The 25,181-nt window shown below is 40.9% G+C and carries 24 protein-coding genes and 1 pseudogene; 11 read left to right on the forward strand and 14 right to left on the reverse strand.

Annotated features, from left to right (window positions below; translation table 11 throughout):
• The first annotated feature begins 172 nt into the window (after positions 1 to 172).
• Positions 173 to 1,282: a cupin-like domain-containing protein gene (locus APA_RS13565; RefSeq protein ID WP_201322792.1), complete on the forward strand. Its 1,110-nt coding sequence runs from the start codon at positions 173 to 175 to the stop codon at positions 1,280 to 1,282.
• Between the two features lie 44 nt (positions 1,283 to 1,326).
• Here APA_RS13565 and APA_RS13570 read toward each other — a convergent pair.
• Together APA_RS13570 and APA_RS13575 are read right to left on the reverse strand one after the other, a co-directional pair.
• A pseudogene (locus tag APA_RS13570) lies at positions 1,327 to 1,596 on the reverse strand (glycosyl transferase); the annotation flags it as partial.
• Positions 1,590 to 1,871: a hypothetical protein gene (locus APA_RS13575; protein ID WP_201322794.1), complete on the reverse strand. Its 282-nt coding sequence runs from the start codon at positions 1,869 to 1,871 to the stop codon at positions 1,590 to 1,592. The pseudogene APA_RS13570 and the gene APA_RS13575, both read right to left, overlap by 7 nt.
• Between APA_RS13575 and APA_RS13580 the strand changes: the two genes are divergently transcribed.
• Positions 1,870 to 3,516 carry a hypothetical protein gene (locus APA_RS13580; protein WP_201322795.1) on the forward strand — a complete coding sequence of 549 codons (1,647 nt, stop codon included), beginning with the start codon at positions 1,870 to 1,872 and terminating at the stop codon, positions 3,514 to 3,516. The genes APA_RS13575 and APA_RS13580 overlap by 2 nt on opposite strands.
• A 51-nt stretch (positions 3,517 to 3,567) precedes the next feature.
• Here the strand turns inward: APA_RS13580 and APA_RS13585 are convergent, their stop codons facing one another.
• From APA_RS13585 to APA_RS13595, 3 genes are all read right to left on the reverse strand, one after another.
• Positions 3,568 to 4,182 (reverse strand): hypothetical protein, encoded by a 615-nt coding sequence (locus APA_RS13585; RefSeq protein ID WP_201322796.1) that lies wholly within the window; start codon positions 4,180 to 4,182, stop codon positions 3,568 to 3,570.
• Positions 4,183 to 4,397: 215 nt separating this feature from the next.
• Complete coding sequence (locus APA_RS13590) at positions 4,398 to 5,660, reverse strand: DUF58 domain-containing protein (protein WP_236579575.1); 1,263 nt, start codon at positions 5,658 to 5,660, stop codon at positions 4,398 to 4,400.
• 103 nt (positions 5,661 to 5,763) lie between these two features.
• Complete coding sequence (locus APA_RS13595; protein ID WP_236579576.1) at positions 5,764 to 6,552, reverse strand: hypothetical protein; 789 nt, start codon at positions 6,550 to 6,552, stop codon at positions 5,764 to 5,766.
• A gap of 235 nt (positions 6,553 to 6,787) precedes the next feature.
• Here APA_RS13595 and APA_RS13600 point away from each other — a divergent pair, with 235 nt between their 5' ends.
• The 3 genes from APA_RS13600 to phnE all read left to right on the forward strand — a co-directional run bounded on the left by APA_RS13600 (position 6,788) and on the right by phnE (position 9,528).
• Complete coding sequence (locus APA_RS13600) at positions 6,788 to 7,807, forward strand: phosphate/phosphite/phosphonate ABC transporter substrate-binding protein (protein WP_201322798.1); 1,020 nt, start codon at positions 6,788 to 6,790, stop codon at positions 7,805 to 7,807.
• Between the two features lie 138 nt (positions 7,808 to 7,945).
• On the forward strand, positions 7,946 to 8,725 hold the full coding sequence (locus tag APA_RS13605) for a phosphonate ABC transporter ATP-binding protein (RefSeq protein ID WP_201322799.1): 780 nt from the start codon (positions 7,946 to 7,948) through the stop codon (positions 8,723 to 8,725).
• The gene (phnE, locus tag APA_RS13610; protein WP_201322824.1) at positions 8,722 to 9,528 is read left to right on the forward strand and encodes a phosphonate ABC transporter, permease protein PhnE; all 807 of its coding nucleotides are present in this window, start codon (positions 8,722 to 8,724) and stop codon (positions 9,526 to 9,528) included. The genes APA_RS13605 and phnE overlap by 4 nt, the downstream gene beginning before the upstream one ends.
• Positions 9,529 to 9,531: 3 nt before the next feature.
• Here phnE and APA_RS13615 read toward each other — a convergent pair whose 3' ends face one another.
• The 3 genes from APA_RS13615 to APA_RS13625 form a co-directional block, all read right to left on the reverse strand.
• Positions 9,532 to 10,077, reverse strand: coding sequence for a 2'-5' RNA ligase family protein (locus APA_RS13615; RefSeq protein ID WP_201322800.1), 546 nt, complete (start codon positions 10,075 to 10,077; stop codon positions 9,532 to 9,534).
• An 8-nt stretch (positions 10,078 to 10,085) separates the two neighbouring features.
• Positions 10,086 to 10,661, reverse strand: coding sequence for a Uma2 family endonuclease (locus tag APA_RS13620; protein ID WP_201322801.1), 576 nt, complete (start codon positions 10,659 to 10,661; stop codon positions 10,086 to 10,088).
• A 96-nt stretch (positions 10,662 to 10,757) separates the two neighbouring features.
• Entirely contained in the window at positions 10,758 to 11,282 is a 525-nt protein-coding gene (locus APA_RS13625) for a type IV pilin-like G/H family protein (protein ID WP_201322802.1), read from the reverse strand.
• A 312-nt stretch (positions 11,283 to 11,594) separates the two neighbouring features.
• On the opposite strand from APA_RS13625, the gene APA_RS13630 reads away from it, so the two are divergent.
• Positions 11,595 to 11,840 (forward strand): hypothetical protein, encoded by a 246-nt coding sequence (locus APA_RS13630; RefSeq protein WP_201322803.1) that lies wholly within the window; start codon positions 11,595 to 11,597, stop codon positions 11,838 to 11,840.
• Between the two features lie 272 nt (positions 11,841 to 12,112).
• Here APA_RS13630 and APA_RS13635 read toward each other — a convergent pair whose 3' ends face one another.
• Both APA_RS13635 and APA_RS13640 read right to left on the reverse strand, forming a co-directional pair.
• Complete coding sequence (locus tag APA_RS13635) at positions 12,113 to 13,300, reverse strand: esterase-like activity of phytase family protein (protein ID WP_201322804.1); 1,188 nt, start codon at positions 13,298 to 13,300, stop codon at positions 12,113 to 12,115.
• Between the two features lie 61 nt (positions 13,301 to 13,361).
• Entirely contained in the window at positions 13,362 to 14,345 is a 984-nt protein-coding gene (locus APA_RS13640; RefSeq protein WP_201322825.1) for a tRNA-dihydrouridine synthase family protein, read from the reverse strand.
• A 123-nt stretch (positions 14,346 to 14,468) separates the two neighbouring features.
• Here APA_RS13640 and APA_RS13645 point away from each other — a divergent pair, with 123 nt between their 5' ends.
• Positions 14,469 to 15,128 (forward strand): GIY-YIG nuclease family protein, encoded by a 660-nt coding sequence (locus APA_RS13645; protein WP_201322805.1) that lies wholly within the window; start codon positions 14,469 to 14,471, stop codon positions 15,126 to 15,128.
• A gap of 75 nt (positions 15,129 to 15,203) precedes the next feature.
• Here APA_RS13645 and APA_RS13650 read toward each other — a convergent pair whose 3' ends face one another.
• Together APA_RS13650 and APA_RS13655 are read right to left on the reverse strand one after the other, a co-directional pair.
• Complete coding sequence (locus APA_RS13650; RefSeq protein ID WP_201322806.1) at positions 15,204 to 15,374, reverse strand: hypothetical protein; 171 nt, start codon at positions 15,372 to 15,374, stop codon at positions 15,204 to 15,206.
• A 33-nt stretch (positions 15,375 to 15,407) separates the two neighbouring features.
• Entirely contained in the window at positions 15,408 to 16,586 is a 1,179-nt protein-coding gene (locus tag APA_RS13655) for a glycosyltransferase family 4 protein (protein ID WP_201322807.1), read from the reverse strand.
• A gap of 403 nt (positions 16,587 to 16,989) precedes the next feature.
• Here APA_RS13655 and APA_RS13660 point away from each other — a divergent pair, with 403 nt between their 5' ends.
• The 4 genes from APA_RS13660 to APA_RS13675 all read left to right on the forward strand — a co-directional run bounded on the left by APA_RS13660 (position 16,990) and on the right by APA_RS13675 (position 23,632).
• On the forward strand, positions 16,990 to 18,189 hold the full coding sequence (locus tag APA_RS13660; RefSeq protein WP_201322808.1) for a hypothetical protein: 1,200 nt from the start codon (positions 16,990 to 16,992) through the stop codon (positions 18,187 to 18,189).
• 104 nt (positions 18,190 to 18,293) lie between these two features.
• The gene (locus APA_RS13665; RefSeq protein ID WP_201322809.1) at positions 18,294 to 18,581 is read left to right on the forward strand and encodes a DUF3288 family protein; all 288 of its coding nucleotides are present in this window, start codon (positions 18,294 to 18,296) and stop codon (positions 18,579 to 18,581) included.
• A gap of 307 nt (positions 18,582 to 18,888) precedes the next feature.
• Positions 18,889 to 22,458: a response regulator gene (locus APA_RS13670; RefSeq protein ID WP_201322810.1), complete on the forward strand. Its 3,570-nt coding sequence runs from the start codon at positions 18,889 to 18,891 to the stop codon at positions 22,456 to 22,458.
• 208 nt (positions 22,459 to 22,666) lie between these two features.
• The gene (locus APA_RS13675) at positions 22,667 to 23,632 is read left to right on the forward strand and encodes an exopolyphosphatase (protein ID WP_201322811.1); all 966 of its coding nucleotides are present in this window, start codon (positions 22,667 to 22,669) and stop codon (positions 23,630 to 23,632) included.
• 146 nt (positions 23,633 to 23,778) lie between these two features.
• Here APA_RS13675 and rdgB read toward each other — a convergent pair whose 3' ends face one another.
• Both rdgB and APA_RS13685 read right to left on the reverse strand, forming a co-directional pair.
• On the reverse strand, positions 23,779 to 24,375 hold the full coding sequence (gene rdgB, locus APA_RS13680) for an RdgB/HAM1 family non-canonical purine NTP pyrophosphatase (protein ID WP_201322812.1): 597 nt from the start codon (positions 24,373 to 24,375) through the stop codon (positions 23,779 to 23,781).
• An 80-nt stretch (positions 24,376 to 24,455) separates the two neighbouring features.
• Positions 24,456 to 25,181 (reverse strand): DUF3352 domain-containing protein (locus APA_RS13685; protein ID WP_201322813.1); only part of this gene is annotated, 726 nt, incomplete at its 5' end.

Genomic DNA, 25,181 nt, shown 5'->3' on the forward strand with positions numbered 1-25,181 from the left:
TTGGGGTTACGTCATCCGCAGCTATAATTTGGGAATATTAATGTAATAAGGTGTAATAAGGCGTAATTATGCAGATATGAATTTGCGATCGCATATTTATATCTGCATAACTTGTCGAATAAAATGCTAGAAATATGACAACTCTAACAAGAGAGTCTCAAAAGAGGGTCTTATGCAGCAAAAATCTACTACCCAATCTAATATCCAAACAGCCCAAACTAGATTCTCTACTTTCGATCCACGTTATTTTTCTCAGATTATAGCTACTTCTGAGCCGATTACCGATGAGTGGCGGCGTTGGATTGCGGATAGTAAGTTTGCAGGTGTTGATGATTCCATAATTGTGCAACAGCTAATTATGCATGGAATTAGTCCTAGTTCAGCAAAGTTAGAAGTAGGCTCCATCAGTCGAAACCCTTATTTTCAATCGGGACATAAATTTGTCCAATTACTTCAAAAATCAGAATCCCACGCCAATATTCTCTCTGAGTTAGCATCACTGGCTCCTCATTCGCAAACCATTGACAGCAAACCTAATATTTCACGGGCTGATTTCTTAGAAAATTACTACGCTAAAAATATCCCTCTAATTCTCACTGATATTACGAAAAATTGGTCAGCACTTTCGCTTTGGAATCCTGAATATTTAAAGGAAAATTATGGTCAGGTCGAGGTAGAAGTGCAAAGCGATCGCAATAGCGATCGTTTATATGAGCTTAATATTGATAAACATCGCCAAAAGATGCAAATGGCTGATTATGCTGACAATGTAGTAAATGGGGGTGCAACGAACAACTATTATATGGTGGCAAACAATGGCAATATCGAAAAAACTGCTTTGCGCGGTTTGCTAGATGATATTGAGATATTTCCCGAATATCTCGATCCTCAAAATATTAACGGCACTACTTTCTTTTGGTTTGGTCCTGCTGGAACGATTACTCCTTTACATCATGATCCAGTTAATCTGATATTTGTCCAAGTCTATGGTCGCAAAGTATGGAAGATTATTCCGCCATATTACACCCATAGGCTTTATAACTATCGAGGGGTTTTTAGTGCAGTAGATGTCGAAAAACCAGACTATGAGAAGTATCCATCATTTCATCAAATCCCCATTATCGAAGTGACTTTAAATCCAGGGGACGCTATCTTTATGCCTGTTGGATGGTGGCACGCTGTCAAATCTCTGGATATCAGCATTTCCATGTCTTTTACTAATTTTGTGTTTCCCAATAAATACGAATGGAAGTTTCCATCAATTACAAATCATAAAAATTAAACAAAAAAATCGCCTGCTACGCAGGCGATTTTTTTGTTTAATTTTTATATAAATTTAATTTTCTTTGCTGCATGAAAACACATTTTTAGCAATATAAGCCCTCCTTGAATATGACTAATATTAGATTTGCCATAGGTGCGAGGGAAATAGCGAACGGGAATATCTGTAATCTTTAAGCCTAACTTAGCAGCCCCAAAGAGTAGATCAAAGTCTCCAAAAGGATCAATGTCTCCAAAGAAATCTCGATTTGCTGCCAACTTTTGGTAGTTTTGGCGCGATATTGCTTTTGTAGCGCATAGTGAGTCTTTTAGTCGAATATCTCTGACGAGCAAAATGACTCAGCATCTAAGACTATAAAATCTAATTGAGGATAGAGTGTTTGAGCTTGCTTTACTGCATGTAGATTTTGTTCAATTCTTGATCCATAGCTTGGCTGCAAAGAGTTAAGTAAATATCCAAGATTAGATCCAACCTCTAAAACTTTTGTTTCTTTCTGAATAAAAGTTTTATAAAACTTTTCGATGTCTTGATAATAATAAATATTAAGATCGCGCCATTTCTGTAGATTATTGCGAGAAGAACCATTCATGAATCAACAGCCTCCCACAATCACAAAGATTTCTGACACTGATATTTCCAAAATATTTATATTCAAAGATATTGGGATCATCTTAATTGCAGTCATAGCACAATGTTGGTGGACGAGTTTTTTTGTTTCTACAAAAGTAGGACTATTGAATTTTTTACCAGCTTTAGTTTTTATGGGATTGTGGTATTGGTTTACCAAGTTATCACTTGGTATTCAATATTCTAAATGGTATTTTCTATTAGGTTTCTTAATAACCTTAAGATTGCCTATTACGATCGCACCTCAATTAGAGTTTCTGAGTTGGATTCTCTATCTCAGTATAATTGGCTTAATCGGATATAAATTTTTTGAATATTTTCATCAGCGTAAGCAATTAATTGTTTTAAGTTTAACAATTATAATTATTCTTTTTAATTCTTGTACGCATTTATTCCTAGATTCGCCCTTCACATATTCCTTTCGGCTTCTAAGCCAACTGCCTTCTAACTATATAGCAGGAAAAGACAATAATCTGACTTGGGAATGTTCTTACGAAGATTCTAGTTTACCTGTGCATTGCGATATGCGTCATTTTATTCCATCCGAAAAAATATTTACAGAGCCTACTTATGATGCCAGCTTTTCTGTATTTTTAAATCGTTTCTTTTATGGCTATATCAATTCATTGGTGGGGATACAAGGGCATCGTTGGTTTATGAGTATTAGTCTAAATATTTTCCTTTGGATAAGTTCATGTATAGCGATATATCGAATTGGAGAAATTGCTAATCTAGACGAAAGGATGCGGAATATCGCTATTCTATGCTGTGCATCAAGTTGGGGTTTTGTACATTTTGTTGCCCAGCCTTCTCCGCATATGACAGCTTTTGCTTTTGCATCGATTATCCTATGGGCAACCCTCGAATTAACCCACGATGAATTTCTTAATCATCCATTGCTAATACTACTAATTGTATCTGGTTCATTAGTTTATGATATTTACCCCTTAATTCTAATCAGTTCGATTTTATTGTTTATCTATAAACGTCCAATTCTTGGTGTTTTAGTCCCGTTGTTATCGATCGCATTAAACGTATTTTGGAAATATATTTCGCTTCAACAAATCCTAGGCACATTAGGGAATATTCAAAGTCTTAGCAGTCCATCTAGCAATCTTACTTATAGTTTCCAAAATTGGACTAAAGCAATTTTAAGTTTAGATTTTGGTCGAATCTGGCAGTTTTTATCCAATGGATTTATGTCTTATTTATATGGTGGCATGATATTTGGAGCGATCGCTTCTACAGGTTTGTTGATTTATCTTATTATCCAGAAAAAAGATGATACAAATCCTGACGATCATCAACTGCTATTTACACTTTTATTTACAATTACGGCTTGCTTTTGTACTGTGATGTTAATTGCTATGTTTTTTGTTGCAGCTCAGTCAGAAATCTGGAGTCCGACCAAGTTTTTGCCTCGATTTGCTTTTTATATTTATCCAGCTAATACTCTAGCGATCGCATTTTTAGCTAGTAAGTTTATAAATCGTTGGAGCTATTTGGCTCCAATCCTAACGTTTATAGTTGCGAACTCAACCATCATCAAGCTTGCTTCGATGTCTGCATTTTTTGAATATGGTTTAGTTGGGCTGTATTGGCAGTAGTTCTAAACAAAAAATGAGAGGTGGCTCTTTGTACCGCCTCTCATCTTTTGTTTAGAACAGTTGGACTGGTTTGGTTGTGGCATAGCTGATGGCTCTGATCGCAAAGCCGATCGCTAGACTAATAATGGTCACTCCACCAAATAATTGCCAAAGCATTTTTTGAGGGATATCGATATAGGCGAATTGCCGACCAATGAGGGTAATCGCGGCGGCAATCGCACCGATTACTATGCTGGTTAACCAGCTTGATGGAGTCTGTAAAATTAGCAGCGCCATCTGCACCATAAATCCAATCGTGATCAGTGTGGCGACAATTTCAAGGATAGATAGCTTTTTTTCTGGCGCAGGATCGTAACGGACATCTTGAAAACCGAGCAAATACATTCCTAGGCAAACACCCGCAGTAATCAAACTGTAGGTAAGATCAGAGGTCTGCCAATAGACTGTAATCACTGCTGCGATCGCAGCCAACAGTCCCCCGACACTCTGAGGGATGGCAAATATGCCAACTACCGCAAGCATAAACAAAAAAACCAAGCCTAGGTAGTCGCCAAAATAAAATAAAGTGCTTAACTGAGAGCCTATCCACCCATAGGCGATCGCGATCGCGGTTAGAGAAATTAGCAAGCGATACCCAATTTCAAGTCTTCCGATTTTGAGCGCCATAAGATGCCACCAGTTTTTTTGTCGCTGCGAACGTAAAAATTGCGAAGTTAACGCGATATCAAAAAGTATAGCAATCGTTAGCCCGTCTTACAGCGCTTTGCGCTCAAACCCGAACCAATAATTTTTTAAAAGTGGTGCTTCGCACCACTTTTAAAAAATTATTGGTTCGTTTGAGGCGGGCAAAGTCCGCCTCAACAATTTGGGGTTTTGTAAAGCTAAAGCGTTAGATATTCTTGAAGTTGCGATCGCAAAGATTTATAACTTAAATCTTCAGTGTCTAAGATTGTTTCAATTGTTAAACCTAGCGATCTCTGATTGGGAACTGATACTTTGGATGATTGTCCTGACGATTGCCACAGCACCCAACGACTACCAAAGGGTAAATAGGCGATGCTATCGTTGCGATGGGATAGCCACACCACGGGTAGATCTGGCAAATCTTTGAGAATATCTGCGGGTTTTTCGGAAATATTCACGGCAGCTAAGGTTTCTAATACTGCGCGATCGCTCTGGACAATACCTGTGTCATGTGTCCAAAGTCTGACGCTCAACTTTGACTTTTGAGCATAGAAATAGAGCGAAGCTGCTGTCACTACTGCTTCTTCAAAGGCTTCAGGCTCCCATCCAACAGAATTGTCAAGGGCGATCGCGACTTCTTGTCCCCCAATCGTCACTTCCAATTCCCGCACCCGCAATTCACCAAACTTGGCACTTGTCCGCCAATGGATTAATCTGGTCGGATCGCCCCAGCGATAGGGGCGCAAGGTTTTAGTTAAACCTTCCGTTGCATTGCTGTAGTTATGCTCATCGCTATATTGACGCGGACTTGTCTCACTTCCTAATTGATCGACCAATGGACAGAGATCGAGGGGTAGCACTGTTGGATAAACGATCGCTTTCTGTCCCGATGGACAAGCACGACGACTGCGGAATAATCCTAAGGGGCTGGAAGTAGCAATTTCTGTAGATCGAAACAAAAATACACCGCGCTTTGCGGTTTTCGCTTCATACGTCCAGTGATATTCTTGCAGCGGCGCAATCAACTCGATCACCATGTCTTGCTGCAAAATATTCGAGAGATTTTCTGGCAAAATATCCCGAACTTCCAGCAATCTCTTTTCAGTTCGCCCCGTATTTTGAATCGTCAAATCTACCCATAGATCATCACCGACACTAACTGGATCAATTTGCGATCGCACCACCACCATTTCTGCGAGTAAGCGTTTTGGCATCACCGCCCCCACAATCAATAGTGCTAAACTCACACCACTAATTACATATAGCCAACCTGCAAGGGTATTTGTCGCGGCCATAAAAAAGAACAGCGTTAATGCGGTATACATTCCCCCAATAAATTCTGGTGTCGCAAATCGCGATTCTAACCATTTAAAAAAACGTTTAATCTTAGAAATCTTTTTGGGTTTAGGACTACGTTGTTTGCGATCGCTAGAGATACTTGACATATCGTTTTTTGACATATTTTAATGCATTAAGTAGTTGGGGAATAAAAAAGCAAACCCAAAAAGACAAATCGCCCGCGTAGCGGACAATTTGTCTTTTTGGGTTTGGTGAGTAAGTGAGCTAATAAATTGCTTCCTTTGGTTTTACCAAATTAATCGCTCTCAAGCCCGAAATCACGCCAGTACCAATAACAGCACCAGATAGCCCCCGCATGGCATTCTCGACAGGAATAATCGGAATTAACATATTCCAAATTGGTTCTGGCCAGTTGAATAAATAATAAGTAAATGGAACTTGGCTAAGGTGAGCCAGTCCGCAAATTGTCCAAGTGCCACAAAAAATCCCGATCGCTACTTTTACAAGGTTATTGCTACTAATCAAACGTGCAAATAATGTGCGAGTTGGCAACACAAATAGTAATAAGGCTGACCAGTCGATAAAGGCTCCTGCCACAAAAGTATTTACAGGAATCCCATTACGTATAACCGCTAAGTAAGCATAAGCCGCAAGCTCGATCGCAAACAAAATCGTTAATCCCAAATACCAATATTGGCGCTTTTGTCCAATTACCATCGAGCCTGCCGCAAAGCTAGCAATTACTGCTCCCCAAATTGCGATCGCGGGAACTCCTGCTGTATAGGGTGCAAGAAATACGCCGATTAATGTGCCGATGCCGCTAGCTAATGCACCTGCTAAGGGACCAAGCAACCAACCTAGCAGAGGATAAATACTTTGACTAAGGGGAATGCCTTTGCCTGAGCCAAGCACAATCGAAAAAGGAATAAATGCTAAAACGGTAGCAACGGCGGCGAGGACAATAATATAAGCGATCGGTGCGCCGTCGATTGCTGCACCGCCCATAGTTTTCACTTCTCGTTCTACGCCTTCGGGGATTTGATTTTCGGTCATAGCGATTTCACTGCATATCAATTACGAATTACGAATTGTGAATTACGAATTATTTTTTTATAATTCGTAATTCGTAATTATCAAGTCATTTTTGAGACTTGGCAAATAGGCGATCGCTAAAAACTCAAAAAAAAACTTGTAAATTATTGACTTTAATTCTCAAATAAGCGTAAGCTATTTTTAAAAGTTATTGCAAGTATTAGTCATTAGTATATTGACTGTTTTCAAAAAATCAATGAAAAAAATTTCGTGTTTACCTATTAATCTTGCTGTATTTGCAGGATTAATATCTTTGGTAGGATTAACCGCCTGTACAGGAAATACTCCACAGACTCCATCCCAGACTAATGCAGCTCAGACATCTACTCCAGCGAAGGAGTCAGCCCCAGAAACAAAGCCTACTCCTACTGAAGTAGCACAGGCACCGCTCAAGGAGATCACGATCGCTTTTGCAACTCGCCGTGATACTAAAGATTTGCAAAATAAAGTCGATCAAGTTACAGCGATTTTATCAAAAGAAGTCGGTATGCCTGTGAAGGGGATCACCGCTGACGAAACAGCCTCTGTGGAAGCTTTAAAAGCCAATCGCGCCAATGTCGCTTTTGTAAGTGGTCGCGCTGCTCTTAAGGCGGAGCAACTATCAGGGGCAAAAATGTACTTAGCCGAAGTTCGCGCTGACTATTCGGGGGGCAAAACCTACAACTCGATCTTTGTCGTTTCTGAAGATAGCCCTTTAAAAACCTTGGCCGATCCAACCCTAACTTTAGAACAGTTGCGGGGTAAGCGCATGGCGTTTACCTCTCGTTCATCTGGTTCTGGATTTATTTTTCCTGTCAGTGAATTGGTGGGACTCAAGTTCGTGGATGGACCCGATCGCTTAGAACAGTTTTTTGGGAAGGTTACCTATGGAGATGGCTACAGTAGTGCATTACAAGCATTATTGCGTGGTCAAGCCGATGTGGCTGTAGTTTCCGAATATGCGCTGCTCCCACCTTGGATTACAGCGGAAGAAGGGAAAACATTACGGGTATTGCACGCAGTTCCTAACGTACCAGCCCATGGGATTGCCATTGATGACAGTGTGCCTGCCGATCTGCGAGAAAAGTTGATTAAAGCCTTTTTGAAGCTGAATGAGTCTGAAAATAAAGAACTATTTCGCAGTCTTTACAACTCCACTGAGCTAGTCAAGGTTGAGCATGAGCAACATTTGGCGACGATGCGTACTGCTATTCAACGGGCCGGACTGAAACCATAGTCTATTTATTGCACTTAGCGCTGAGCTAAAAATCAAGAATTTTGGTAAAAAGCTTGCTTTGCAAGCTTTTTACCAAAATTCTTTTATACCGTTTTACATCAAAAGACTGTATCTTCAAAAAATTAGAAACTTAAAATTATGGAACTTGGATCAGAAAACAACTCACCTGCGATCGCTTGTCACAATGTCAGCACTGCTTATCAAGCTACTTTAAAGCGTCCGATTTTGAATGGAATTGATTTAAAAATCAATCATGGGGAATTTGTAGCTCTACTTGGTTTGAACGGTGCAGGAAAATCAACTCTTTTGAGATCGCTGGTGGGATTAGTTCCTGTGAGTCAAGGCGAAATCCAGATCTGTGGCACGGCAGTCCAACCAAAGCAAGTCGATGAAGTTCGCAAAAATGTCGGTTTCCTTTTTCAAGGCGGCGGCTTAGTCGATCAACTTTCCTGTTTAGATAATGTTCTTTGTGGATGTCTTGGGGAACTAAATACATGGCAAAGTTTATGGGGATTTCCAAAGCGCGATCGCCGTGTGGCTATGCAGTTATTACAAAAAATGGGACTGCAAGAACAAATCTACCAAAAAGCTCGCCAACTAAGCGGCGGACAACGTCAACGTGTGGCGATCGCCCGTACCTTGATTCAGTCGCCTCATATTTTGCTAGCCGATGAGCCAACTACAGGCTTGGATGTATCGGGAGTTGAACAAGTGATGAGCAGCTTACAAGAGATGAATCGCAAAGGTCTGACAGTTGTAGTTGTACTGCACGATCTCGCGCTTGCAGCCAAGTATGCCCAGAGAGCGATCGTTCTTCAAGAAGGGCAGGTCTGGTATGATGGGGACTGTCAAAATATGGACAGACAATTTGCAAAGTTGCAAAATCTATCCCTAGTTCAGTCCGCTAACGCTGCATAATGAAATTTCTTGATCGAATTCGCCCTTACACTTCTAGCCGCTACAACATCTGGGGCTTCAGATTTTTAGTAATTATCGGTCTAGGATGGGCTTATATTTGGTCATTACAAGGCTTAAAAGTTGATCCCAAGTTAATCCAAACCAGTCTGCCTTACATGGCGGATTTTTTGTCGCGTCTTTGGCCGCCCGATTTGAGCATATTAGATGTGGCGATTAAGGCGTTAATTGAGACTGTGCAAATGTCACTCTGGGGAACGACGATTGGGGCAATTCTCTCAATTCCGATCGCTCTATTATCAGCCCAAAATCTTTCACCATTGTGGTTACGTTGGATGGCAAATCTTTTCCAAAATGCTGTCCGTTCAGTTCCATCGATTATTTTAGGATTGTTTTTTGTGGCGGCGACAGGCTTAGGTGCTCCAGCGGGAACTTTGGCTCTAGGCATTTACACGATTGGTTACCTAGCGAAGTTCTATCAAGAAGCGATCGAGTCCGTAGATAAGCGATCTCTTGAATCTCTGCAAGTAAGTCGCGCCTCGTGGTGGCAAATTGCTCAATATGGCATCATGCCGCAGGTTTTACCACTGTGTCTCGGCTATACACTGTATATGTTTGAATACAATATCCGCGCCGCCTCAGTTTTAGGAGTAGTCGGTGCGGGTGGAATTGGTTTCGAGTTGGTTAGCTACATTCGTGGTTTTGAATATAACAAAGCGATGACAATGATGCTAGTTCTATTAGTAGTTGTGACCAGTATTGATGCGCTAAGCAGTCAATTGCGCAATAAGTTTAAATCAGACTAAAATCTAATTTTCTGGAAAGGCAAAGTTAGATTGAACATTCCATTTCTGTTCGTCATGCGCCAATAGCGTCAGATTAATCGCCTCAAATTCAAAATTAATTTGGTGATCGCGAAATTCTGCCCAAGCCAGCTCAAAGTTCTCAGGAGTCAAGTCTCGAAGAACAACGGTCATATGTGGCACAAAAGGTCTGGAAGCATAGGGATCGAAAATGTCCAGATTATTCGCCAATGTTGCCGCGATATCTAAATATAGATTTAGCAAAACTGGGTTAGGAACAATATCAAGGTAAATTACACGAGGTGGAAAAGTCGCAAATCCAGATAGGTTGATCGTAAAAGGCGATCGCGTTTTGGCAAATTTCTCTAATTCGATTTGTAATGGCTCAAGGCGATCGCTGGATAGTTCAAAGGGAGGAATGAGGGTGATATGCGGCGGAGCTTTGAGTGTGGCTTTAGAACTATAGCGAGCTTCAAAATTAGATTGAATTTGTCTAACTTCATTTTGAATAGAATCTGGCGGTAACAGCGCGATAAAAAATCTTTGGTTCATTGACATAATTACCAAATTTCCGCAAGGCTCAAAACAAACTCAGGTAATACATCTTCACCAGAGAGAGAACTCGGATTTGACAAAACTTCTTTAGCCTTCCCAATCCGATAAACTTCCACTTCTCGATCATTGCGATTAATCAGCCAACCTAGCCTTGCACCATTTTCTTGATATTCTTGCATCTTGGCTTGTGTAACCTTCAAGTTATCACTAGGAGACATTAACTCAATCACAAAGTCTGGACAAATGGGCGCAAACTTTGCCTGTTGCTCTTCAGTTAAAGCATCCCAACGTTCTTTTAAGATCCATGATGCATCAGGAGAGCGATCGCTACCATTGGGAAGCTTAAAGCCTGTAGATGAGCCGAAAGTAAAGCCTAATTTGGTTTTTCGATTCCAAATCCCTAGATCGATTGTGATACTAGCACTACGCATTCCTGTGCCGCCACCTTCTGGAGCCGTGATTGTAATATCTCCTTGAGCGTTGCGCTCGAATCTGAGGTCGCTATTTTTGTGGCAAAGTTGAAAGAACTGCTCGTCGGTGAGATCGATTACAGAATCTAGGCTGACAGTTAAAGCGTTCATAAAATTTTCTCTTTTCAGCTTTTATTTTACGCGATCGCAAGCATGACATTAACCAAATAATGATGTGCTCTGAATAGTTGAACCTGCCTCTGAAGGCTAGCGACTCTTAAAACCTGCACCACAGATGAAAGCCTTACCGTCAAAAACAGGTTTAGGAGGTCTTCCAGATGAAGCGTCTTCCGCGAGACATGTCACCCTAACTGTGTTTTTTTGCTTAGGGTCATAGATGACTGCACTAACAACACCAGGAATTTTTGCAGTAGTTAGTCCTAATCGAAAAAAATCATTTGGGACAACTTGCGGAGTTGCATACATGAATGCTCGATCTTGCTCAACTTCAAAGGAGTATTCGTAACGGGTTGTTTTAGTAGGTATTGCTCCTGATATTTGCAACTCCTCATAGGATTTGCCAAATTTTTTATGTTCTTCAAAATATGCTTGTTGCGCTCTGGTAAAAAGACCTGTGATATAAGGCGCTGGATTTGCACAAGCACAACTAATCGGTACATGGACAAAACACAAACCAACTCCGATGGGAATTACGCCTACTAAAGTCCATAAAAAATGTCTGCGCCGTGAGGGCTTAGAAATTGCTTCTGTATGTTCGTTTGTGTTGTCCACAGCTAAAAAAATTCGCAACGGAATAATGTCATTTCTTGTTTTAAGTTTAACCCATCCTAACCTTAACAAAGCCCAAAAAGCTTGAGGCAGTGCAAAGCGCCGCCTCACGCTTTTTGGGCTTTATGTCCTAAGTAAAACTTGCATTGCTAATCATGATGAAAAATCTATCCAATTGGTTAAGGTAATTTTTTATGGACTTGTGACCGCGATCGCAATTTTTTACCTTTAAGATCACAAGAGCGTAGATTTGCGATCGCAATCTAAACATTGATAGAACGCGATACTAGTATCTGTTGAGTTAAGGTCAAAACAATGCTTCTCAGTTCACTAAACCAAGTTCGCTTAATTGGCATCAAAACCAGTTTTGGAACAGAAAAAGCGATTACGGTTCTAGGCAAAACCTTTGTGGATCATAAAGTTTGTAACTCTCTTAACGAAGCGATCGCAGAGTGTAGAAGCGATTTAGACTTAGGTATAGCTATATTAATTACATGCAATGCTGATAAGTTTAGTGTTTGGGTTTCAATTCCCGAAGAAGTAATTTTGCAACCTGTCTAATTTGCTCTAACTTGCTTTTACTACAAGCAGCTTATCCCAATGGATCGTATGTCAAGGCGATCGCCTATCACCACATTTTTTCTAATCTTGCCTAATCCCTTCACGGGCAAAATGAACAGCTTCAATCATATTGAGCTTATTCAACCCATCAATTACATGGATTAATCATTCGGCATAGCAACCACTTAATTAATTCTTGAAAATGTGACTACACTCTCGACAAATTGCTACACCTTAACTGGCAATACACATTGATTTGCTTGAGTCTGAGTCTAATTATGCTTTAGACGAAATAGCAGAAATTGTGTGAATTGGTTGTCGCTGAAGTTATCATCGCTAACCAAAATGATACTTTGTGAACCATCGGCTAAACGGGGGCCGATCGCCATTCCTTCTAAATTATCTAATTTAATCCCAAGAGTTGCTAAATCTAATACCAGCTTTTTACGGATCGATCGCACATTAGGACTAACTCGAAAACTTTTGATTGAGGAAGTATCATTAGCATCACCTGTAAAAATTTGCCAGATTTTGGCACTCAATCCTGATGAGCCATTGGAGCGTTCAAGGGTGAGAAAGTGACCGCCGCGATCGATCGCAACGATTTCATTGACACCAATCTGAGTGACAGGAGAAGTCATCGCTTCGACAGGATAACGATGCTCAGCGACGATTAGAGGTGCGATATTACCAACGAGATAATGCAAAAATCGACTTTCCGATGGCTGTTGCTCGTCGGTTTGAGTATCCTGAGCTAGTGCATTTTCCGTAATTGCAAAGACTCGATAAGGATCGCCGATGGAGTCACGAATTACTGTGAGCGCTTCAAAACCAAGATTATCTCTTACGCCCTGCGGTTCTGCCTTAGGAAAGTCACTTTTATTAGGATTTGGATCTTTTTTTGGCTCGAATAAATAGCGCTGAGGAATCGGTAAACTCCTGAGCCATTTACCTGTCAATAGGTCGAACTCATCGATAAAGGGAGCAATGCCTTTGCTAGTTACGCCTTCACTGGCAATTAGCACAGTGCGATCGCCTGTTAGCGCAATTCCTTCGGGATCAACTTCCCCCTTGGGATAAGTATTGCCAGTTTTATCTTTGAGGAAGTCAACACCAATTACTTCTACATTCTCAAGTTTGAGCTGTTCTTTTTGAGGACTGAACTTCAGTTTGAGAGCATAAAATCTAGCAGGTGCAAATTCGCTGCGATCGTCAGAAATTGCATAGAAAATATCACCAATGCGATCGTAAGCTAGTCCAGACAAACCTCCAACGATCTCATTCTCAAACTTCTGTTTTGGTAATTTATACTCATTGACAAAATCTAGCGATACATTCAGAAATGTGCGATCGCTTGCCCTTGCTGGCAAATGATCAATTCCAAAGGTTGCCAAAAATACTAAGCAAAACCCAATTAATAACTTCCAAAATTTTTTCTGGAAGAGCCTTGTTTTATTCATAAAATCCACAAATTAATTACAATCCCAAACCCATAAAGTTGCGCCCCGCGGGGGCGTAACTTTATGGGTTTGATTCACAACTGGGGCGTGCTACAAGATTTTCATATGGCTCGATCGCAAAAGGACGATCAGGTTCAGTGAGTAAATGGCGTTCGCACAAATCAAAAAGATCTTGCTTTGACTGGACTAATCGCATTCCTGCCAAAAACTGACCCTCTCGATCAATGCTAGTGCCGATAAAGTTTAAGAACTTTTTCAGACAATTAACATGGGATTTCTCTCTAAGATCATCTCGGTAAGTAATTGCAAATAGATGCTGAATATATCTATACACATCAGCAAGGGTAGTGACTTGGACTGGCTTACCAGCAAAGCGATCGCGAATTTGTTGAAAAATCCAAGGATTGCGAATCGCCGATCGCCCAATCATTACTCCCGCCGCACCTGTCTCTTGCAAAACCTGTTCAGCCTTGAGATAAGAAGTAATATTGCCATTCGCTAGTACAGGACAATTTACCGTCTGCACCGCTTGTTGGATTAAGTCATAATGCACTTCTCCGCGATATAACTCTTTGACTGTGCGACCATGCAAGCTCAGCATATCAATTTGATATTGATTAATTAATTGCAAGAGCTTTTCAAAATTCTCAATTGAGTCAAAACCTACACGCATTTTTACAGTGAAGAGTCCAGAAATTTGCGATCGCAGAGCCTCAAAAATTCGCTCAATGGTTTCAGGTTCACGCAATAATCCTCCACCAACATTTTTGCGATACACTCGCGGGGCGGGGCAGCCAAGATTAAGATCAATTCCTGCGATCGGATAGTTGGTTAATTGTTTGGCAATCCGCAGCATGTCAGGAATACTTTCACCAATTAGTTGAGCAAATACAGGTCGCCCCGTTGTATTCAGAGTTATTGATCTAAGAATTTTCTTATCGATATTAGAGTTAGCATAGACTCGGAAGTATTCTGTCACATAATAATCAGGACAGCCATATTCGCTTAACATTTGCATGAAGGCAAGATCGGTTACATCCTGCATTGGGGCGAGTGCAGTCAGAGGTTGCCCTTTGATAATTTGGGATGGTAGAGCTTCTGGCAAAATATCTGACTATAATTTTTTAGGCGGTGTTCAGTGCCGTTTAAAAAAATTATAGCAATCATCATGAGCGATCGCCCTACTCCCTACAACAGTAAAAATCAAAATATAGAGACAAGGGGCTTAAGCCCCTTGTCTGGTTTAAGTTATGAACAGGGATCGCTCTTTAGTGAAGGTATTCAGCGAAATTCACGACTCTATGACAGTAGCGCAAATTATGAAATGGGAAGTCAGTCTTTACAGATATGGAAACAGGCGATCGCTAAGTACCAGAGTTCCATCACCACAATGATTCCCGCCGTTCAAACTGCTCTATTTGACATGCCGTCTAGTCACTGCGATCCCCATGCGATTAATCCCTTTGCCTTACCGATCCAACCTGCGGAGTTCTATCGCTTGCCCAGTGGTGGCAGTGACGATGCTTGCATATACTTTGTGATCGATCTCACTACTGAGGTACAATCACCAGTGCTACTGTATATTGGTGAGACATGCAGATCTCATAAGCGATGGAAAGGAATTCATGATTGCAAACGGTATCTCCTTAATTACCGCGATTTGCATAGCACCCACAACCTACCGACACAAGTTGTCATGACCTTCTGGTGGGATGCTCCTTCTTCATCACGTCCACGTCAACAACTTGAACGAAACTTAATCGAAAAATGGCGATCGCCTTTCAATAAAGAAAATTGGAACTTTTGGGGGACTCCTTTTGTAAATTAATTCGTCTATAACAACACATACTCAAGCTCTCGCATACTCAAGCAACATTATCAAGCAAAAAATTATTATGTCTTCTCACAATTTGAATCCAAATCCTGATTCCGGCGAATTATGGTTTGCCAAGTTTTTTATCGGTAGCATGGTTTCGATCGCTTTCCTGACAGTGCTTCTATCTTTTCTGCCTTCACCATCAGGCTTACGCAATTCACCACAAATTAAATCCTCATTAGTGACACCACTGGTCATTACTGATGTTGTGTAACTTTAAAGATGTTACCTTCAATTTTTAACCTTCAAAAAAACTGCTTCAGTTTGTTCGGCAAGTTTGTCCCATGCAAAGCTTTCTCTTAGATCCGACTGAGCATTATCAACTAAGGTTTTTGCGTACTCAGGGTTTTGTAAGATTTCGATGATCCCTTCAGCTAACGAATCAGCATCATTAACGCGAGTTACTAGCCCTGTGACCTTATGGCGCACTACTTCTGGCAATCCTCCCGTATCGGAAACTACAAGCGGAATTTTTGCGGCAAAACTCTCAAGGGCGACGATCCCAAATGGCTCGTATAAGCTGGGAAATACTGCACAATTAGCGATCTTCTGAAATTTCCAAAAATCAGCGTCTGCCATAAAGCCTGTAAATAAAACCTTATGATAAATACCTAGATCCCAAGCTTGACGTTGGAGCAAGATAGAATAAGCGTCGCCAGTACCGATAATCACCAGACGTACTCGATCGTTCATCGCCGCGATCACCTTGGGCATGGCATTCAGCAAAATATAAATGCCTTTTTCGTAAGTAATCCGTCCGACAAAGTAGATAATCGCTTCTTCAGGTTTCGCGTATTGTGCTTTTAGGGCTTCAAGATCGTATTGATGCTCTGCAGTAATATTTTGCCAACGCTCAACGCTCAGCCCGTTATAGACCACATCGGTTTTCTCGGCAGGACAATCTAGCGCCCGTTGCAATTCGCCTCGCATATATCGAGAGCAAACAATCACTCGCTGAGATGCTTGAGTTAAGAGGATTTCTTTATGATGGATATATCTTTGCGTGTCGTTGTGAATCCCATTACATCGTCCATATTCTGTGGCATGGATCGTGGTAACTAGTGGAATCTGAAATTCGTTAGTAATCGCGATCGCGGATTCTTCAACTAACCAATCATGGGCATGGATCAAGTCTATAGAATTAATTGCCAAGAACTCTCTCGCAAAGTTCAGCATATTTGCATTCATTTTCGCAATCCATTGGAAAAAGTCATTATTGACTCCAACGGAAATTCGGTACACATGAATTCCATCGACGACTTCTGCTGATGCCCCACACTCGACGGCAACGGTGATTAGATGAACCTCATGTCCGCGCTTAACAATTTCAGGATATAGCTCTGCTACGTGACGAGAAATTCCTCCAATGATGCGTGGTGGAAACTCCCAAGCTAGAGCGAGAATACGCATGATATTTAAGTAATATTTGTATTAATAAAAACAATGATCAAGGCAGGAGCAAGAACTAAGTGATAAAGCTTACCTAACTATAGCAACTATGTAAGTAGCTAGGCACAATTAAATATAAAACCCCAAAATCTGTACCGCCCGCTAGGCGGGCGGTACAGATTTTGGCTCTGATTTTTTGATTATGCCGAGGTACTTAATCTATAGAAATGTAGAACTTTGCTGTTAAACAAACCACAATATTTTTGTTAAAAGTGTTGCTTTGCAACACTTTTAACAAAAATATTGATTTTCTTCTCAGCGGAAAGCACTGCAATACTAAGAAATGACTCAAGATATGTTAATCTCACTGCATAATTTGTGATACTTTTCATGGCAACCGTGTGAATTGTGACAGGAGGCAGTTATGACAGAAAACAAAACTAAAGAAGTAATTGAGGGCGTTTCTAAGCAAGTTGGGCAAACTTGGACAAAAGTACAGCCGCAGTTGCAAGCGCTATTACTTAAACTTATTAAAAATTTGCTGCCTGCACTTCGTAACCTGCAAACAAAGCTCACCAAGTCCGATTTGGTGACAAAAGAAGGTGAAGAGACAACTGCTACAACGAGCACAGAGAGTCTTTCTAGCAACCCTACCTTAAATAAAGCTTTAAATATAGGAAAGGTATTTTCAGCTAAGGCGATCGCATCTTTAATTGTCGCCTTAACAAAACTGCAACAAAGCCTTGAAGGTCAAGAAAGCACATTGGATGCGACGGGTGAGGCGGCAGGATTGATTAATGCATCCATCGAAGCTGACTCTCCTCTGGTGGCCCAAGTTAAGCAAGAATTTGGTGTTGCTTGGAAATTTGTCAAAGAGCAAGTTACACCGAAAATTTTGTCATTTTTACAAATGTCTGTAGACAAGCTCGATCCGATCGCGACAAATGTTTGGCAAAAGGCTTCGGCTAAGGCAGCGGCAACGCCTTCTTTGGTAAATTCTTGGGAAAAGCTCCAAGAAAATGATGCTTGGAAAAAGACCGTGACCGCGACTGCTCCAATTTGGCGATCGATCAGTGGCATTGCGGTGCAGGTTCCACTTTCTGATGAAGTTAAGCGGATTCTTGATAAACGGGCTGGTACTGTTGCTTTGGTCACTTTGTTTTCTCTTTTGATCATTCTGAAGCCATCCCATGCCCACAGTCAAAATGTTAAAAAAGTTGCGGCAACACCAGCACCGATTAGCAAACCTGTGAGCATTAATGCTAAGAAGCAACCACCTGCTGTTAATAAAGATTTGGTGAAGCCAGAGCGTGGTGACGCGCCTCTAAATGCTGAACAAATTGCGATCGCTAAGATTCAAACCCAAGTTTCGGAAGTAGCGAACCAATATGGCGAATCTTTGCTTGGTTCAGTACAGACCAACTTTAAGCGTGGACGCTTGATTGTGGCTCTTAATGATGGCTGGTATAAGTTGGAGCCAAGCCAACAGACTCAATTGGTGACAGATTTACAAACGAGATCGCAGTCACTCAATTTCAAGAAATTATTTGTCGCAGATGCCCAAAATCATTTGATTGCGCGTACCCCTGTAACTGGTAACGAAGTAGTGATTTTGAGACAGTAGTTTGTAACCAAACCAAACCCCAAAAAATTATTGAGAGTATTGCTTTGCAATACTCTCAATAATTTTTTGGGGTTTTTATCTCAGCGCAAAGCGCTGTAATTTTTATGGCAGAAGTAAAAGATCAAAGACATCCTCAGTACACCAAAGATCGCCAAATTGTGAATGACTTACTGGCGCAGTCTGCGCCTAGCAATCGCGATCATGCTGATCTAGCGCGTTTAATCGTGCGTTATAAAGGATTCGTTGGAGCGAGAGATATTCAGGCTGATTTGCTCAAGGTGCTCGATAATTGGCAGCTAACTGAAGAAGCACTATTTACCAAAACTAGAGCGATCCATGCGATCGGCAAAGTTTATATGGCGCAGGATGAAGGGCAGGACGATTGGTCATAAGTAGATGTACATAATCAATTACAAACCCAAACCTGTAAAGTTGCGCCCCTGCGGGGCGCAACTTTAAGGGTTTGGGTAATTAAAAAATCAGATGGGGCGATTTCGCCCCATCTGATTTTTTATAACCATTACAGCGATCCTATAGGCAATAGAAAAAAGTCTATAATTTCTATTAAGTACCTTGGCATAATTAAAAACCAAACCCAAAATCTGTATCTCCTGCGCAGCGGGCGGTGCAGATTTTGGGGTTTTATATTTAATTGTGCCTAGCTATTTAAGAGAACATCTTAGTTCGCGTAATCATGTAATGTCCAATTCTCCAAATAGTCAGATCACACCAAATAGTTCACAGAGATTATCTTTTCAAGTAAAGGTTTTGATTGTAAGCAGTGGTGAAAAAGATCGCTCTATTTATCGTCATTACATTCAAACTGATTCCACCACTAACTATCAGATTTTAGAGACTGATAATGTCAATGATGCATTATGCCTCTGGCGATCGCATAGTCCAGACATTGTATTACTTGATGCTAATTTGCTTGATGGCAATGGACTCGACCTGTTAGAGATTATCAGTTCAGGAATCGTTGACCCCAAATGGCCAGTAATTATGCTCACTGGATATGAAGATGGCATCGTCGCCGCAAATGCCATTAAGCTTGGAGCTGCTGACTATTTAATCAAAGATGAGATAAGTGCCGTTGTCCTACGCCGAACTATTCACAGACTGTTAGATCGGTTTGCCATATTTCATAAATTACAGCGATCGCATCAACAAGAAACTCTAATTGCAGAAATTTCACTACGGGTCAGAAAATCATTAGAACTTGATAAAATTTATGAAGCGATCGTTCAAGAAGTTCAAAGCTTTCTCAAAGCTGATCGCACCGTAATTTATAAATTCAATCCCAATATGAGTGGCACGATCGTCGCCGAAGCTGTCGATCCTCCTTGGGAGCCAAGTATTCATCAAAATATAATTGACACTTGTTTTCGTGACAACTTAGGTGGCGCATATCGACAGGGTAAAATTTTTGCGGCAAATGATATCCATGTGGCAAATTTAAGTTCTTGTCACGTTCAACTATTAGAAAGATTTCAAGTGAAAGCGAATCTAGTAGTGCCCATTCTCTTACCTACATCTACTCAATATTCGGATGTGGATGCTGGAGATTCTTCATCTCTTCTATGGGGGTTACTAATTGTTCATCAATGCTCAACTACGCGCATTTGGGAAGATGTGGATTTACGATTACTTAAGCAGTTGTCAGTGCAACTTGCGATCGCTATTCAACAAGCAGAACTCTATCAAAATCTGCGAAATCTCAACTCTTCTTTAGAAGAAAAAGTGCAGCACCGTACCAATGAATTACGTCAGAATGAAGAACTACTGCGAATATCTTTTGACAATGCACCTGTGGGTATGGCAACGCTCAATTTAGAGGGAAAGTTCTTAATTGTTAATAAAGATATTTGTAAGACCTATGGTTATTCTCCTGAAGAATTACTTCAAATCTCAGCTATTGATATCACTCATCCTGATTCTATCGAATCAACTTTAGCACACCGAAACAAGCTATTAGTAGGGGAAACTGAATGTACAATTCTAGAAACCCAATACATCCACAAAAACGGTAAAATAGTTGATGCGATCAGTCGTGTTAGCTTAATCCGAGATATTGACAACTGTCCAGTTCAGTTTGTAGTGAGTGTTGCGGATATCACTGAGAAAAAACAAAATGAGGCAAAACTGGCTGCTGCAATGGTAGCTGAAGCTGCTAACAAAGCTAAGAGTGAGTTTTTGGCAACCATGAGCCACGAGATTCGCACACCGATGAATGCTGTAATTGGGATGGCTGGACTATTGAGCAGTACACCGCTATCCTCTCAACAACAATTATTTGTTACTGGGATTCGTCAAGGAGGGGAAGTACTTCTATCAGTGATTAACAAGATTCTTGATTTCTCTCAAATTGAATCTGGTGCGATCGAGTTAGAAGAGCATCCCTTTGATTTGCGGAATTGTATTGAAGAAATCCTTGATTTGATGGCATTTCAAACTGCCGAAAAATCTCTAGACCTGACGGCTTTAATCGATTTGGATGTGCCGAGTCGGATCATTAGCGACTCCACTTGTCTACGGCAGGTTTTGGTGAATCTGATTAGTAATGCGATCAAATTTACAGAAAGTGGCGAAATTGTGATTACATTGAGTTCGACTTTGATCGAATCAGACACAAATACATATCAATTAGATTTTGCTGTGCGCGATACAGGTGTTGGTATTGCTCCAGAAGCAATCAATCGACTGTTTAAACCTTTTAGTCAAGCAGATAGCTCAATTACAAGGCAATATGGCGGTACTGGCTTAGGCTTAGCAATTAGCAAGCAGCTTTGTAAGCTTATGGGTGGGGGGATACAAGTTGAGAGCGAATTGGGACAAGGAACGACTTTTAGCTTTTTTATTCGCGCTCAAGCGATCGCTACAGAGCCTTTAGCGATCGACCCCGATCTCGACCAAAAGCATTTGCTTGTCGTTAGCACCAAGCTAACAATTCAACAAGTCATTCAGTTGTATACTCAGCCTTTGGGTATGCTTGTCCAATCGGCAATATCTGAAGGGGAAGCTCTTCAATACATAGGAGCATCAAACTTTGATGCTGTCTTAATTGATCGTCATCTCGAATCGATAGATGGATTGGAGCTAGCCAGAAACATCCAAGATGTTTTCCCTTCTCTACCAGTTATTCTCCTCACCTCTGTGACAGCTACCGATATTTCTAGTTCTATCCACTTTGCTGGATATTTGACTAAGCCAATTACAGCAACAAAGCTTTATCATGTATTTCTGAGTGTATTTTCGACTGGATCGCCGCAGTCAAAAAATTTAATTAATATCGTCCAACTAAATAGCGATTTTGCTAGTAGCTATCCTTTCCAAATTTTAATTGTTGAGGATAATACTGTAAATCAGCAAATTCTTTTATTAATGTTAGAACGTTTGGGATATAGGGGAGATGCTGTGGTAAATGGTTTGGAAGGGGTTAATGCGTTGAAGAGACAAGCCTACGATTTAGTTTTTATGGATATCCAGATGCCGATCATGGATGGATTGACGGCTTGTCAGCATATTCGTCAGATGCCAGACCGCAATCCTTGGATTATCGGACTTTCGGCAAATGCCTTTAAGGAATCTCGTGAAACTGCTCTATCTGTGGGAATGAATGATTACCTTGCCAAGCCGCTCCAAATTGAAGATTTAGTTTCGACGCTACAACGAGTTTCTGAGCATTTGCAATTAAGTAAAATCCAGACTGAGCAAACTAAGCCTGAATTGCGATCTCGAAATCTAAAGTCATTAACAAAGCAATTACTTGATCCGTCAAAAGTTAAATTTAGTGATATTGATCGATCGATTACACCATCTAGCATTTATATGCAATTAGACTCTTCTATCTCTGGACTTGCTGTAATCAATTTGTCAACGCTGAATATGTTAGAGAAATGTCTAGGTAAGCTGGATCTCGCGCAGATTATTGATTCTTACTTAAAAGATTCGGAGCAAGCGATCGCAAGGATGCGACAAGCCATTGAACAATTAGATTTTGCCAAAATTAGTTTTGAAAATCATGCCTTTAAAGGCGGAAGCGGTACTTTAGGAGCCGATAGACTTGTGACAATTTGCAAAGCGTTAAACGTTCTTTGCAAGTCAAATAGTCATGCTAGTGATATCGAAAACGTAGATATAGCGATGCATCAATTGGAGCTTGAGTTTGTCAAAGTGTCTGAATTCTTACAACAAACAATTTCTGCTTATAGTATTGGAAGCAGGGATTTGGGCTTGGAGACCAAGCCCCTACCCACACAAAAAATGTAGGGGTTTGGTCTCCAAACCCTCTTTCAATATGACATTGAAATGTCAGGATAATTTTTGTTCCACGTAACATCAGAAAGTAACTATAATAAATTTTTAAAGGCGTTGCAAAGCAACTTTTAAAAAAATTTATTGGTTTGGGTTTGAGCGCAAAGAGCTATAGTTATTGACAGAATCGTAATATTTGCAAGATTATCTAGAGCCTCAGCTTATGTCAGACGCAACCAAAAAATATCGATTAATTACCCGTAGTGACTTTGACGGAGTTGTCAGCGCAGTATTGCTCAAAGAACTAGATATGATCGATGAGATCCTATTCGTTCATCCTAAAGATGTGCAAGATGGTAAGGTCGAGGTCTGCGATCGCGATATTTTGACTAACTTGCCATATATAGAGGGTGCACATTTAGTCTTCGATCATCATATGAGTGAGACGATGCGCATTTATGATACTCCAGAAAATCATATTATCGAGGGTGAAGCGCCATCGGCAGCAAGAGTCGTCTACAACTACTATGGAGGCAAATTAAAGTTTCCGCAGATTTCGCAAGCGATGATGCTAGCGGTAGATAAATGCGATTCGGCACAGTTTGACATTGATGATATTCTCCATCCTCAAGAATGGGTATTATTGAGCTTTTTGATGGACTCGCGCACAGGATTAGGAAGATTTCGTGAGTTTACGATTTCTAACTATGCTTTGATGATGGAATTGGTGGAAGCTTTTAGGAGCATGACTATTGAAGAGATCATGGAACTTCCAAATGTTAAGGAGCGAGTAGAACTATTTTTTGTGCAGCAGGAGATATTTAAGAGACAGATTCAGAACTGTGCAGAAGTCCACGATAAGCTGGTTATAGTTAACTTGCAGAATGAAGAAACGATCTATGCTGGCAACCGCTTTATGATATACGCCCTATATCCTGAGTGTAATATTTCTATTCATCATATGTGGGGAAGACAGAAGCAGAATTCTGTTTTTGCTGTTGGCAAGTCAGTTCTTAATCGTACCTGTCCGATCAATATTGGTGAGTTGATGCTGAGGTATGAAGGTGGCGGTCATGCTAATGCGGGTACTTGTCAAATTGATAACGAGCAAGCTGAAGAAGTTAAACAGGAACTGATTGATATTATTACAAGGAATAATGTGGTTCAACCTGCAATGTTCCTCGAATAGGATATACAGCTCTTTGCGCTCAAACCCGAACCAAGAAATTTTTTAAAAGTGTTGCGAAGCAACACTTTTAAAAAATTTCTTGTGGTTACTTTTATTGGAAATTGCTGTAAGCACAAAATAGAGAGACGGCGTTTTGCGCTGCCTCTCTATTTTGTGAAATGTTGTAATTTAGATCGCAGTATAGCGAGAGCATTAGCACGATGGCTAATTTTAGCTTTGACCTCTGGTGGGATTTCACCAAAGGTTTGCTGAAACTCTGGGATGAGGAAAATCGGATCGTATCCAAATCCACCCTTACCGCGTGGGGCATCAGCGATCGCACCTTTGCACAGCCCAACTGCATCAGCCGCGATCGCACCATCTGGTGAAGCGATCGCGATCGCGCAAACAAACTGAGCCTCACGATTAGCCCGATCCTTAAGTTCAGATAAAACTCGATTAATGCGATCTCTATCTGTATCGGCATATCTTGCTGAAAGCACTCCCGGAGCGCCATTAAGCGCCATTACTTCAAGTCCAGAGTCATCTGCGATCGCCCATTCTCCCGTAGCGATCGCAACTTGAGAAGCTTTGAGATGAGCATTCTCAATAAAAGTTGCACCAGTTTCTTCAACATCAATGCTATCTGGTTTGAGAATTAGGGTTACGCCTAGGTCTGCTAAATAATCACGAAACTCTTTTATCTTGCCAGCATTACCACTGGCAATTACTAATTTTTGCAGTTGCGTTGGAATATCAGACATTTGTTAAACCAGCTATTAAAATCATAAAAATTACCATAAACCAAAATAAAGATGGCGCGTTGCGCCATCTTTATTTTGGTTTATGGATTTAACCCAAGGAAGAAATCAGACTGGAAGCGATCGCTAGTTTCGGAATAGACAAAAACAGCACCACCAAGTCTATCAATTGTCTTTTGGAGCATTTCAGGTACTTCTGGTTTAGATATTGGCTTCGGTTCATCGGCAGGAAAAGCGAAACTCTGCGAGAATATATAGAACTTAGCCACTTGTTTGGCGATCGCATTGACATTGAGATAAAAATAGCCAAAGTTTGGTTGTGGCATATCCGCGATCGCATCGCGAAACATCTCTGATTCAGCGAGAGCAGGTTTGGGAATTGGGATAAATGCTGATGCTGTATTCGCTCCCAATGTCAGCATTAAAGTCTGGCGATCGCGCCAACCATAGGCAAAAATGCTCTGAGTTTTACCACTTACCCGCGTATCGGGAAACTCAAAGCTGGTCAGAACAGTCGTACCAACTTGGCGCTTTTTCACTTGGATGAAATCTTTACCTAATTTGGAGAGTTGTTGAGTTAATTTAGCAAGAGTTGCATTCGCTGCTTCTGGTTGTGATGTACGAATTAACGCTCCTACAGTAAAATCAACGCCGATCTCTTGAAAAGGTGAGCGATCGCTAGGGAATACCACAACTGCATATTCTCCATCGATCCAAGAGATGATATCTTGCTCAATGTCGAGATCAAATCCAGAACCAGCAATCAAAGGAGTGAGCATTCGCAAACCTTCGACAAGAATCTTGTAGGT

It is taken from the genome of Pseudanabaena sp. lw0831, from assembly GCF_016584665.1.
In the GTDB taxonomy this organism is placed as follows: Bacteria; Cyanobacteriota; Cyanobacteriia; order Pseudanabaenales; family Pseudanabaenaceae; genus Pseudanabaena.